Below are 13,468 nucleotides of genomic sequence, written 5' to 3' on the forward strand. Positions count from 1 at the left end.
TTATTTTAATCCTTTTTCAAACCAGCGCTGCATGAACATAACGACCATGCATGGTGGAATTAAAGCGATAAGCGCAACGGCCATAATATAATGCCACTCCGGAACTTGATCGGCGACACCGGCAAGATAACGAATGCCCATAACTATAGTGGCCATTTTGGTTTCTGTAGTAATTACCAGAGGCCAGAGATATTGATTCCATCCATATACAAATAATATGACAAATAAAGCGGAAATTTGAGTACGGGATAAAGGTAATACAATATCAAAGAAAAATCGTACCGGCCCTGCACCATCCAGTTTGGCGGCATCCACCAGTTCCTTGGGAATGGTCTTGAAAAATTGACGGAACAAGAAGGTGCCTGTCGCTGATGCCAATAATGGCAGAGATAATCCAGTAAATGAATTCAATAATCCGAATGATGCCACAACCTGAAAAGTAGGAACTATCCTGACTTCAACAGGTAACATCATTGTTGCAAAAATAAGTGCAAAACATGATTTTTTAAAAGGAAAATCAAAGTAAACCAGAGCAAAGGCAGAACCTAAAGCCAATATAATTTTTCCAAAAGCAATACCAAACGCCATGAGCAGACTATTCAAAAGCATCACGGTAATTGGCTCGCCTCCAGTAACCGCCATTCCTTCCGTTAAAACCAGTTTCAGATTTTTAAAAAAGGAAGTGCCTGGAAGTAAAGGAAGCTGGGATTGCATCATGGCAGAACCTTCATGACTGGCGGCAACTATTGCAAGGTATAAAGGCAGTAACATAAAAAGAATAAAAACTATCAAAAGGCCATGAGATAAGAAACGATTAAAATGGTTCATTCGTAATGTACCTTTTTTTCAAGATATTTGAATTGAACTAATGAAACAAGAATTACAATGACCATCAATAACACCGATTGAGCTGATGAACTTCCCAGATCCATTCCTTCAAAACCATCCTCATAAACTTTATAAATCAAATTGGTTGTGCTATTCCCTGGTCCGCCATGAGTCATGACCTGAATAATCCCAAAGGTATCAAAAAACCCATAAATTAAATTCATAATTAAGAGGAAAAAGGTGGTTGGAGATAATAAAGGAACTATAATCTGCCAAAATCGTTGCCAGGAAGACGCACCATCCATTATCGCCGCATCAATTAAGGTTTGAGGGATGGCTTTTAAAGCAGCAAAATAAAATAAAAAATTGTAACTGAATTGTTGCCAGCTTGCCGTTAAAATGACAACCAGCAATGCTTGATTCGCATTATTTACATAATCAAAATGAATTCCGATTGCATTTAAAAAATGAGTCATCCAACCTAAAGTCGGGTGGCACAGGAAGCGCCAGAGTATGGCTGCAACTGCCGGGGCTATAGCATAGGGCCAAATTAACAAAGATTTATATACACCCTGACTCCTAACTCTGTTATTAACCAAGGTAGCCATCAATAAGCCAAGACTCATTGTAATTGCCGTAACACTGATTGCGATGATAAAGGTAACCCAAACTGCCTTAACATAACTGGGATCATCAAACAGATCTGAAAAATTGCTTAAACCTGCAAAATGCTGATGCAAGCCGAAGGCATCAGTATAATAAAATGACTGAACTAATGCGCCACAAGCAGGCCAAATAAAAAACACTACGGTGATAAAAAGTTGCGGTACTATAAATAGCCAAGCATAGAAACTTTGGTGATTAAATTTAGCCATTAGCCAACCATGGAGCGGTAAATGATGTAATAATAATTACAACTCTCTAAATAAAGATTATATAGCTAATTTGAATCAATTTGCGAGCGCTAATAGCGATAATATAGTATAAATTATTAATATTAGTATCATTGAGTTAGAGCGTTCATAAGTAACTTCTCTATTCATGCGGGAATTTCGTACCCCTGAGCGCAATGAAGAATCTACAAATGCACGAACAGCACCATGTTCGAGAGATTCTTGGTTGCATTCGGAATAACGTTTTTCAGGGTTATTAAGATGTTACGTTCACAAAGGGAGATATTTTGCGATACATTCATATAGAAAATCCAGGTTCACACAGCCAATTAATAATGACTGAGGGAGCCAAACCTGTATTCTCTCCAAATCAAATACTCATTAAAGTCCATGCTACGGCATTAAACAGAGCCGATTTAATGCAACGGTTTGGAAAATATCCTCCTCCTTCGGGTGAATCAAACATTCCAGGTCTTGAAGTGGCAGGAGAAGTGATTGCTATTGGAGCCAATGTAAAACAGTTTAAACCTGGCGATAAAGTTTATGGACTGGTTGGTAGTGGAGGCTATGCCAGCTATTGTGCTGTTGAGTCTTCATTAGCTCATCGTATCCCGGCACAGTGGAACTATTCTATGGCAGCGGCTATTCCTGAGGCTTTAACCACTGTGTATGCGACTCTTTTCGATCTGGGATCTTTAAAAAAAGGACACACTTTATTGATTCATGGAGCAGGAAGTGGCATTGCTTCTTTGGCAATTCAAATGGCCAAACTCAGCCAGGCAAAGGTAATTACTACTGTTGGAGACGAAAGCAAACGACAAAAGGCACTTGAATTGGGGGCTGATCTGGTAATCAATTATAAAGAAAATGATTTTGAAAATTTAATTGAAGATCACAGCATTAGTTTAATTATCGATTTTATAGGTGGAGATTATTTTAACAAGCATCTTCATTTATTAAAGCCCAAAGGAAAACTGGTACAAATCGCCTGCCTGAAAGGAAGCAGCGTTGAATGCAACCTGGCTCTGATCATGCGTAAAAGGTTGCAGATTATTGGATTCGTATTGAGAGCACAAAGTGTTAAAGAAAAAGCCAGACTATGGCGATTAGCCCATCAAAAATGGTTTGAACATCTCCAAAATCGTTCACTCAAACCCATAATCGATTCGGAATTCCATTTCAATCAAATGGAACAGGCACATGCACGAATGCAAGAAGGAAAACACTTTGGAAAAATTGTGGTTCTTATTGATTAAAGTGTTATTGATTCAAAAAGTAAGCAGGCTGTGTAGACACGCCATCAATTAGTTCTCAACCTCCTGCCATGTATTCCTGAACTATCCGCACTTTTTATACGTCATCCTCGCGAAAGCGGAGATCCATGCAAAAATGTGGCATTGTACTCTTTTTGAGGATGGATCCCCGCATTCGCGAGGATGACAACCTGATACAAGGTGAGTTAGCTCAGGAACAAGTCGCAGGAAGTCGAAAGTTGAATTGTCATCAATCCCTACTACGTACTCAATTATTTAGAAATTCCAGCTTTCTTTTCTTCAGCCTTTGAACCAAGTTTTAAAGTACGTTCCAACAATTGCGTATAAATGGGTTCATTACCCATTAATTGCACTATTGTTGTTGAAGTAATGCAAGTAATCATCAAAGGCAGTATTAATGAATAATTTTGGGTCATTTCTACAACCAAAACGACGCCTGTTATTGGCGAACGTACTGAGGCAGCGAACAGTGCTCCCATCCCTGCTACAGCAAACATCCCCGGATGTATTGACGTATCAATACTAAAATATCCAAATATATGGTAAGCAGCCAAACCCAGCAATGTTCCCAAAGCAAGCATCGGGGCAAAAATTCCTCCGGGGATGCTTGTAGAATAGGACATCATCGTTGTAAAAAATCTGATAACTATTAATAAACACAAAATACCGAATGCAGGAGACATGGTCAGCGCCTGATTTATAATGTCATAACCACCACCTACCATTTGAGGATGAATATAAGCCAGATATCCCACCAAAAATCCAACGATCATCACATAGATCATCTTATTTCTGGGATGAAGTTTATCCAGTATGCGAAGTGTTCCCATTAAAACTAAATTAAACGCGACACCCACGAATCCCACAACAATACCAAACAAGCAAAACCACCACAAAGCACTCAAACTGGGTAATTCAAATAATTGCATTTTAATTGCTGGATCTGGCCCAATAATCCCATGTAAGGTAATCGTTGCCATGACACAACAAATAATGACCATTTTAAAATTGGTGAATGAATAATTAAATTGATTACGCATTTCTTCCATTACGAATAATACACCAGCAAGTGGTGCATTAAATGCTGCAGCAAGACCGGCGGCAGATCCCGCAGCAATTAAAGTATCTCGTCTCTCAGGCGAGAGTCGAAGTAAATCACCCAACATGTCTCCCAGATTACCGCCCATCTGAATGGTAGGACCTTCACGTCCCATAACCATATTTGCAGATATGGATAAAATTCCACCAAAAAACTTTACCGGAATTAAACGCTTCCAAAAAATAGGACGGATATGAAGCAAAGTACCTTCTATTTCAGGTACCCCGCTACCCGAAGCCTCGGGAGCAACATATTTAACCAAGAGAAAAGCCAGCAGAACCATCACCATAGTCACCAGCGCAGAAATTAACCCTTCAGGCCAACCATGAGCACTGACCAGACTATAAAATGAATTCATTAAGGACACCAGGCCGGCGATAGCTAACTGAAATAATGATGCTATAGTACCGGTTAGTACCCCTAAAACGATAGATACAGCATAAAGAATCAGTATTTTTTTGCCCATGTCATTTCACCATATCCATTAAATTAGTAATAATTCTAAGACCAGTCTGATGGGTTAAAGACAGAATGGTTTCTGGATGAAACTGAACAGCGTGCACCGGCAGATGTTGATGGCTAATAGCCATAACTACCCCGTCATCACTCATTGCGGTAACCAACAATTCTTTTGGCATTGCTGCTAATCGAGCATAAAGAGAATGATATCTTCCTGCTTTAATGGATTGTCCCATCCCCTTAAATAAATCATCTGATTTTAAAATAGTGATCTGTGATGATTTTCCATGCATGGGATAATCGAGCACATCCAAAGTACCGCCGAAATGTTCCACAATGCCTTGCAGACCGAGACATACACCAAATAACGGTATTCCTCGATTGATGATGTCCTGGATGGTTGCCGATAAATTAAAATCTGCAGGTCTTCCTGGCCCAGGTGATAAAACCACCAAATCGTACTTATTATTTTTTAAATAGCTTAGAGCATTATCATAACGAATAGTACTTACGGTAGCTCCTGTCTGACGGAGGTAATTGGCCAAAGTGTGAACAAAAGAATCCTGGTGATCAATAAGCAAAACTTTTTTATTCTTGCCTGTCTGGGGCAAGGATAGGACACTTTTATTATGTTGAGGTTCCGTATTTCTCAGAAGATCCAGAAAAGCGGATGCTTTCAAACGAGTTTCCTGTTCTTCTGACTCAGGAACTGAATCATAAAGTAAAGTAGCCCCTACCCTGACTTCAGCAATACCTTCTTCGATTCGCACTGTACGCAATACCAGGCCTGTATTTAAATTACCATCAAACCCAAACCAGCCTACCGCACCTGCATACCATTTACGCGGTGATTTTTCATGCTGTTCTATAAAGTTCATCGCCCAAATTTTGGGAGCGCCTGTTACAGTAACCACCCACATATGCGTTAAAAAAGCATCCACAGAATCAAACTCGTCCCTTAAAATGCCTTCAACATGATCTACGGTATGGATAAGCCGTGAATACATTTCAATTTGACGTCGTCCAATAACCTTGACACTCCCAGCTTCACATATCCGTGATTTATCATTGCGATCCACGTCAGTACACATCGTCAATTCAGATTCTTCCTTTTCAGAATCCAATAAAAACTGAATGTTCTGTGCGTCTTCAATAGCATCAGCGCCTCGTTTAACTGTCCCGGAGATAGGACAGGTTTCTACGCGCCTCCCTTGTACTCGTACATACATTTCAGGTGATGCTCCAACCAGATACTCTCCTTCACCCAAATTAATGAAAAAACCATAAGGAGAAGGATTGGTCCGACGCATTTTACTAAATAATGAAGAGGGTTGATCAGCAAAATGAGTGTAAAAAGTCTGACTGGGAACTACTTCAAATAAATCCCCGCATGCAAAACGTTCCTTCGCTTTCTCAACAACCTGAGCATATTCCCCAGGAGCATGATCACATTCTTTTTGGGGTTTATTCGGTGACTGATAGGGTGAGTAAATCCCGTCTCGAGCTAAAGACTCTGTAGATTTACCTTGATATTGAAAATCATAACGTCTTAAAAAGGCCTCTTCTTTACGGTGATTTACAATATAAATTTCATCCGGTAAATAAATCACCATTTCTCTTTGAGCATCTTCTCTTTTTTTATGCTGGGTTAATTGTTCAAATTGGTGGATTAAATCAAAACCAAATGCACCATATAATCCCAGATAGTGTTCCTCTTCCGATTTAAAAAACGCCAGAATTAATCGGATAACACTGAATACTGAAGGTTGATGACTTCGTTCCTCTTCGCTGAACACCCTATCAGACGATTTAATTTTGAGTTGACATAAAACATTCGTATTAATGCTTATTTCCAGATTATCCTGCGTTGTTAATAAAGGATAAAGAAAAGCCAATAATACTTCCCCTCGTTGATTTAAAGCTTCTATTTTAATTAAATTCTGTTTACATACTATCGCCAGTGGAGGGTTATAAAATCCAATATCCCAACAGGTATAACGCCCAGGGAACTCAAAACTTGAGGCAAACAATGCGCCTCGATGAGAATCGATGCGTTCAAGCAATGACTCAATTCCCTGATTATAATCCAGAGAATGTTGAGAAAACTCGACATGAACACCACCTTGGGTTTTATAATGCTGTAACATGGTTGTAACACTCTATAATAATGAACTGCTATTCATTCTACTGTAATTAAATCCTTCTGCAAGAAAGTGATTTATTTAATCTCGGAACAATCCTAATAATCCATAAAATTCCTGTTATGAAACACAATGGTCTATTGACACTGTACTTTTCAATTATTCCTAAGTACCTAATACCAGGTTTGCCACCTGGAATTCATTACTTTTATCCGTCATCCTCGCGAAAGCTGCATCCATCCACAAATTTAGCACCATGCCACATTGTTGAATGGATGCCAGCTTTCGCGAGGATGACATATAACAAGTGCGGTTCGTTCAGGGCGTATCTTCCTCATTTAGGAATTTTAAAACAACTGTCCACAGGACCTAATCAAAGAACTGAATTGGCACACAGTGAATCCTAATCTATATAATTCGTTATCCAACTGCTCCAAGACTTCATTTTCATTACAATCTCGCTATAATGGGGAACTTTCGATTTGGATGCCATTATGACTATCTCGACCCAAGATTTAGAAAAAATTGCGCGTTTGGCTTATTTGGAAATTGATGCGGAACATTCAGCTCAATTAACTCAGGAAATTAGTTCAATAATGGATTTTGTGGATCAACTACGGGCAGTTGATACCACTGATATAGCCCCACTTTTTCATCCTTTTGCACTGCATCAACGCTTAAGAGCTGATGAAGTTACGGAAGCGGATTGTATCGCTGAACTTGAGGCAATTGCCCCCATGTTTGAAGACAATCTGTATTTAGTCCCTAAAGTTATAGAATCCGGTAAATAATTATGGAACAATTTTCTCTGAACCAACTCTCCAGGGCGCTCCGTAACGGCGAATTAAGCAGTGTCGAAATGACACAGAATTGCATTAATAAAATCCAGACTAATAAACATCTTAATGCATTTATCAGTTTTGATGCAGATCAGGCGCTCATTGATGCGCAACAAGCAGATCAGTTATTGAAAAAAGGCCAAGGCACGGTGCTGACAGGAATTCCTATGGCGCTTAAAGATCTCTTTTGTACCAAAACGATGACGACGACCTGCGGCTCCAGAATGTTGGCAGATTTCAAGGCTCCGTATGAAGCGACCATAGCAACAAAGTTAAAAGGACATGGGGCGATACTGATAGGCAAAACCAATATGGATGAGTTTGCCATGGGATCCGCCAATGAAAACAGTTATTTCGGGGCAGTAAAAAACCCCTGGGATAATGAGCGTGTACCGGGCGGTTCATCAGGTGGTTCAGCTGCGGCTGTCGCAGCAGGTATTGTGCCCTACGCCATTGGTTCTGATACTGGAGGCTCCATACGACAACCAGCCGCTTTTTGCGGCATCAGCGGTATTAAACCAACTTATGGGTTAGTGTCGCGTTACGGTATGGTTGCCTACGCATCAAGCCTGGATCAAGCAGGACCTTTAGCGAAAAGTGCAGAAGATCTCGCGTTGATTTTACAGGCAATGGCGGGTTTCGATCATAGAGATTCTACGTCGGTTGATCATCCGCTCCCGGATTATGTTGCTGAAATTAATAACCCATTGAATACAGTACGCATTGGTCTACCATCCTGCTTCTTTCAGCCAGAAGTTGATACAGGAATTCAACAAGCCATTTTGGAAGCAGTCGAAGTATTTAAAAGCCTTGGAGCACAAATCGTTGAAATGGACTTGAAACTGCAACCATTATGGGTTCCTTGTTATTATGTTATCGCATGCGCCGAGGCATCATCCAATCTGTCTCGTTATGATGGGATACGTTTTGGTCACCGAAGTAACAAATCAAACAGCCTCATGGAATTAATCACTCATTCACGCAGTGAAGGCTTTGGCGCAGAAGTGAAGCGCAGAATCCTTACCGGTACCCATGTGCTTTCTGCCGGGTATTTTGACGCATATTATGTGCAAGCACAGAAAATCAGACGGTTAATTCAGGAAGAATTAACGACAACGTTGAATTCAGTAGACGTTATTCTTGGCCCCACCACGCCAACCTGCGCGTTTAAACTGGGAGAAAAAATTGCTGACCCGATTCAAAATTATCTTGCCGATGTATTTACTGTAGCGGCTAACCTGGCTGGATTGCCTGCTCTTTCAATACCAACTGGGTTTGATAATGGATTACCCATAGGGTTGCAGTTAATGGGTAAACACTTTAGTGAAGGTCGCCTGCTTAACATAGCCCATCAATACCAACAACAGACCAGCTGGCATTTGTCCAGCCCAAACAACATAGGGTGATTTATGGAATGGGATACCGTAATTGGGCTTGAAGTACATGCTCAATTAAAAACAAAATCCAAATTATTTTCAGGGGCATCGACTGCCTTTGGCGCAGTACCTAACTCACATACCTGTTTTATTGACTCTGGATTACCTGGAGTATTACCTGTATTAAACCAGCAAGCAGTGATTATGGCTATTCAATTAGGATTGGCAATCAATGCGGATATTAATGATTTATCCATATTCGAAAGAAAAAATTATTTTTACCCTGACCTGCCAAAAGGCTATCAAATCAGTCAATTCCAAAAACCTATAGTCAGTAATGGGCAACTGAAAATCCAACTGGATGATGGCAGTCTTAAAATAGTAGACATTGTTCGAGCACATCTGGAGGAGGATGCGGGAAAATCCTTGCACGAAGCTCACAATGATTATACGGGGATTGATTTAAATCGCGCGGGCACACCATTACTTGAAATTGTTACTGCTCCCTGCCTGTATTCTGCAGAAGAGGCCATTAAATACTTAAAAACACTTCATCAACTCGTAAGATTTCTGGGTATTTGCGATGGTAATATGCAAGAGGGCTCTTTCAGATGCGACGTCAATCTGTCCATTAAACCTAAAGGTTCTACAGTTCTGGGTACCCGAACGGAACTCAAAAATTTGAACTCATTCAGATTTATTGAAAAAGCTATCGCATTTGAACGTTCAAGACATCAGGATGTACTAGAAAGTGGGAAACAAATAATTCAGGAAACACGTCTTTATAATCCTGATACGAATTCAACGCATGCGATGAGAGATAAAGAGAATGAAAACGATTATCGATATTTTCCTGATCCTGATTTATTACCCATTCAAGTAACTCGCTTTCAAATCGCAGAAATAAAAAATAACCTACCTGATTTACCCGAACAAATTGCTCGGGAATTAAAAGCAATTCCCTCTTTAAATGATGAGGATATGAATTTTATATTATCATCCCCAGAAGCATATCAATTTTATAAAACTGTAAAAACCTACACCAACAGTACGGATAAATTGATTATTAACTGGTTAAAAGGACAGTATGCTGCTTCCCTCAATGAACATAATTTGTCTTTTGAGACACCACCCATTTCAGCGCAAACTATGGCTAAGTTATTGGATAAAATTCAAGATAATACAATTTCTTCGAATATCGCGAAAATTATTTTCACCAAACTCTGGGATGGTGAGGATGATGTTGACGCCATAATACAACGCGAAGGCTATCAACAAATGGATAATAGTGCCGCTCTCGAAGAAATGATAGTAAAAATCATTCACCAATATCCAGATCAGGCAGCAGAATATAAAGCAGGCAAAGAAAAACTGCTCGGATTTTTTGTCGGTCAAATTATGAAACAGACCAAAGGACAGGCAAATCCGGAGCAAATCAATGCCTTAGTTAAAAAACATCTTATTTCCAGCTAATAGTTCTGCATTATTTTAACAAAGCCTGACATAAATCCAGCTTATCAGGCTTTACTACCCCTGCTTAATCAACTTATTGCCGCATGTGATATTTAGTGATATTGACAACTTAATATTGAGTTAATGTGAGTTCGATATAATCATCTCTAAAGCAGTATCTGGAGGTAATAATAATGAGTAACAGGTCTTTAAATTTAATTTACTCTTCCAAAACGAACAAACCCTCTAATTTTTTTAGTAAAATAAAACTGATGAATAATATCGTTCTGAAATTTAAAAAAGAGGACATAATTAATGATTTTAGTAGCGATGATGAAACGGAAATAGGAAGATCCGATTCCTATGCCGTTTTTCCGGAACTAGTGCAGCAGGTGAAACAACAACACCAAATTACACTTGATGACTTCAGAACTAGTTTAGCACGCCGTGGTATTTCTGATCGTACCTTTCAAAACAAAATATTGTCTCTAATATTACAAAGTAAAGCCGGGATACAATTTGGCCTGGGTTCTGCCTTCAATGCTTTATTTACTGACAGTCAACACCAATTTTATTTAACGGCTGATTACAATCTCAGTATTGAAGTAAAAAATAATCAACGAGTGAAACTTATCTATTCAGCCGGTTGGCGAGATATTACCAAAACCACCACAGAACCTGAGTTAACTGCCAGAACGGAGGTTGATATTACTCCAAATCGAGTTGCTCTCGATAAATGCATCATTACTCAAATTTCTGATAGCCCAGAAGCTAAAAACGCGTTTGCTTATCTGGAGTCAAACCAGGTGAATATAGTTCAAAAAATTATTTTATTTTTAATGAATTACTTTAATCTCAATTCAGATATCGAAATCGAAAACGTTTACTATGATAAAACACCATGGAATTTAAATACCAGGAGATATGAATCAGTGGTGCAAAATGATGAGCTAAATGAGTGGGATGAATCAGAGGATGACGCCCCTTCGGCAGATGGATTGACTCCGACGTTAACATCCCATTAATTATTTAAAAGAGACTGAATGATTATTTATAGTGACTTAAGAGGTAATCAAATAGTCACTCGAATCAGTCATCAATAAATAGTAATAAGATAATTGCAAACTGTCGTTTAAAAGGTTTTTATGTTAGATCAAATACCGCAAACTCAAACATCAAAACGTGAAGTTTATGTCACAGGTAGTGACAACATAATGAAGAATAAAAAGGAGTCGGTCGATAAGCCGGGTTCTGTCGCGGACAATCATTCATCTGGGACACACGTCACCGTATGCCTCAAGCGACCTACCCGAATCCCGTGCGGGCCGCACGATATGACTTTGCAGTCAAATGGATTCCTATTTGGTCTTGCTCCGGGTGGGGTTTTCCCTGCCACGACTGTTGCCAATCGTGCGGTGCGCTCTTACCGCACCATTTCACCCTTACCCGCTTGCTCTAATCAATTTAAGAACGAGCCTCAAAATGAAGAACAAGCGGGCGGTATATTTTCTGTGGCACTTTCCGTAGGTTCACACCTCCCAGGAGTTACCTGGCACCCTGCCCTTTGGAGCCCGGACTTTCCTCCCTTTGTCGAAACAAAGAGCGATTGCCTGACCGACTCTGTTATCAATAGTAGCAGAGTGCTTACCTAAAGACCACATATACCGATGAATAAATACTGAAAACTACTGAAGAAAGTGCTGTATCCAGATAATAAATATCCAAATTAGAAATCACGAGTTCCAATAAATTCATCATCAAAATAACGTTTCAGTTTGGTGCGTAAAGTACCACGGCTAACACCAAGAACTCGAGCTGCTTTTGATTGGTTGTAACGAGTAAGTTCCATAACAGTGCGAAATAATGGAGCTTCTACTTCTTCAACGATTAATTGATATAAATTTAAATTCGCATCCTTATTACCAACACTGGTTAAATAACCTTTTACTGCACTAATAACTTGATGCGACAGTGCTTCGTTACCTTGAACCACTTCTTGCATAACTGCATTCATTTTAATCTCCTAGTACAAAATAATGAATAATATATTATGTTCGGCAGATCCACGCACCGAACACCATGACCGATATAATAGCAAATATCTCAAAGAGTGTAAACATTGTTTCAATGATATTCATTTCTTAAGGAAATATTAAGAAGATTTATTGTATCATTTTCGAAAGGATTGTTAAAATAATTGTATGATTTATTTAAAAATAAAAGTCATTTAAAGCCATGTAAAAAATTTAAATATTTTTTTGTTTATTGAAAGATTATTAATTGATTAACAAGTCTTTATGATTTGTCCTAAGAGATTCTTACACAATATGCATGTAACTTAATGTTTTAGATTAAACTATGTTACATCGGTGAAATAAGAAATATCTTACTACGAGCGCTTCATGTTATGTTATAAATGCAGATCTATTGGTTTAATACTGGTTAAAAATTTACAGGAGCAAGCAAGAACAGGTGTTTTCATCAAGAATGTGTTCCTTCACTGGATACTCAGTACACTCTTCAAGATGTGGCACTTTATGAAAAACCAAATCGTGCTCAAATTTCTCAACCCCGTGTTTGCCTTTGTTGTTAATCATATAACGATCACAATCAAACAGAATTTGAATTTTGCTCGTGAATCCCACGCTGTGCAAATACTCGGAATGGATATCACCAATTTCATTTAAATCGGGATGCCTGGAAGGATTTCCAGGAGTGGCAATAATAATAGATACAGTTGACAAATCGGTTTCAGATTTGATTTGCGAAGCAATCCATCCTGCATATCTCGGACCAGGACTGGTCGCATGATAGATTATTGCTTTTTCAACACCATCATAATTAGTGAAAGAAAAAATATACGCACTGCACGTTATAAGAGGAACCGCCGTCAGTGTTATGGTATGCTCACTTTGTCGATTAATGACTACACCTCTGATACAACTGGATTTAAGTTCCGTTATCATCACTAATTTATTTTTATCAGGATGTTCAAAACAAAGATCTAAAGATGGTTTTTCCAAAGGCCTTCTTTTATAAAATCCAGTTTCGTACATGGAGGCTTCTCTCCCTATTTGAGCCAGTTGCAACAGTTCGCAATGATAAGT

Annotated in this window: 11 protein-coding genes and 1 other RNA gene; 5 read left to right on the top strand and 7 right to left on the bottom strand. The window is 39.0% G+C overall.

Translation table 11 applies throughout. The features are described from left to right. Window positions 1-828 (bottom strand): sn-glycerol-3-phosphate ABC transporter permease UgpE, encoded by an 828-nt coding sequence (gene ugpE / locus IZU94_RS03215; RefSeq protein ID WP_203107953.1) that lies wholly within the window; start codon window positions 826-828, stop codon window positions 1-3. Continuing rightward, window positions 825-1,703 (bottom strand): ABC transporter permease subunit, encoded by an 879-nt coding sequence (locus IZU94_RS03220; RefSeq protein WP_203107955.1) that lies wholly within the window; start codon window positions 1,701-1,703, stop codon window positions 825-827. Before IZU94_RS03220 ends, ugpE begins: the two co-directional genes overlap by 4 nt. Window positions 1,704-2,008: 305 nt before the next feature. Here IZU94_RS03220 and IZU94_RS03225 point away from each other — a divergent pair, with 305 nt between their 5' ends. Then, the gene (locus tag IZU94_RS03225) at window positions 2,009-2,977 is read left to right on the top strand and encodes an NAD(P)H-quinone oxidoreductase (RefSeq protein ID WP_203107957.1); all 969 of its coding nucleotides are present in this window, start codon (window positions 2,009-2,011) and stop codon (window positions 2,975-2,977) included. 269 nt (window positions 2,978-3,246) lie between these two features. Here IZU94_RS03225 and clcA read toward each other — a convergent pair whose 3' ends face one another. Further along, the gene (clcA, locus tag IZU94_RS03230; protein ID WP_203107959.1) at window positions 3,247-4,560 is read right to left on the bottom strand and encodes a H(+)/Cl(-) exchange transporter ClcA; all 1,314 of its coding nucleotides are present in this window, start codon (window positions 4,558-4,560) and stop codon (window positions 3,247-3,249) included. A 1-nt stretch (window position 4,561) separates the two neighbouring features. Next, window positions 4,562-6,700, bottom strand: coding sequence for an anthranilate synthase component I (locus IZU94_RS03235; RefSeq protein ID WP_203107961.1), 2,139 nt, complete (start codon window positions 6,698-6,700; stop codon window positions 4,562-4,564). Window positions 6,701-7,188: 488 nt separating this feature from the next. Between IZU94_RS03235 and gatC the strand changes: the two genes are divergently transcribed. The 4 genes from gatC to IZU94_RS03255 all read left to right on the top strand — a co-directional run bounded on the left by gatC (window position 7,189) and on the right by IZU94_RS03255 (window position 11,386). After that, a complete protein-coding gene (gene gatC, locus IZU94_RS03240; RefSeq protein WP_203107963.1) occupies window positions 7,189-7,485 on the top strand; it encodes an Asp-tRNA(Asn)/Glu-tRNA(Gln) amidotransferase subunit GatC in 297 nt (98 codons plus the stop codon). A 2-nt stretch (window positions 7,486-7,487) separates the two neighbouring features. Beyond that, on the top strand, window positions 7,488-8,939 hold the full coding sequence (gatA, locus tag IZU94_RS03245; protein ID WP_203107965.1) for an Asp-tRNA(Asn)/Glu-tRNA(Gln) amidotransferase subunit GatA: 1,452 nt from the start codon (window positions 7,488-7,490) through the stop codon (window positions 8,937-8,939). Between the two features lie 3 nt (window positions 8,940-8,942). Continuing rightward, entirely contained in the window at window positions 8,943-10,382 is a 1,440-nt protein-coding gene (gene gatB, locus IZU94_RS03250; protein ID WP_203107967.1) for an Asp-tRNA(Asn)/Glu-tRNA(Gln) amidotransferase subunit GatB, read from the top strand. Between the two features lie 173 nt (window positions 10,383-10,555). Next, window positions 10,556-11,386, top strand: a complete 831-nt coding sequence (locus tag IZU94_RS03255) for a hypothetical protein (RefSeq protein ID WP_203107969.1) — start codon at window positions 10,556-10,558, stop codon at window positions 11,384-11,386. 199 nt (window positions 11,387-11,585) lie between these two features. On the opposite strand, the gene rnpB is transcribed toward IZU94_RS03255, so the two are convergent. The 3 genes from rnpB to IZU94_RS03270 form a co-directional block, all read right to left on the bottom strand. After that, an RNA gene (gene rnpB / locus IZU94_RS03260) (RNase P RNA component class A) lies at window positions 11,586-11,983 on the bottom strand. A gap of 104 nt (window positions 11,984-12,087) precedes the next feature. Then, entirely contained in the window at window positions 12,088-12,375 is a 288-nt protein-coding gene (locus tag IZU94_RS03265; protein ID WP_058473529.1) for a helix-turn-helix domain-containing protein, read from the bottom strand. A 436-nt stretch (window positions 12,376-12,811) separates the two neighbouring features. Then, window positions 12,812-13,417 (bottom strand): hypothetical protein, encoded by a 606-nt coding sequence (locus IZU94_RS03270; protein ID WP_203107971.1) that lies wholly within the window; start codon window positions 13,415-13,417, stop codon window positions 12,812-12,814. Window positions 13,418-13,468: the final 51 nt, after the last annotated feature.

The sequence above is a fragment of the Legionella bononiensis genome (assembly GCF_016786215.1).
GTDB classification, from domain to species: domain Bacteria; phylum Pseudomonadota; class Gammaproteobacteria; order Legionellales; family Legionellaceae; genus Legionella; species Legionella bononiensis.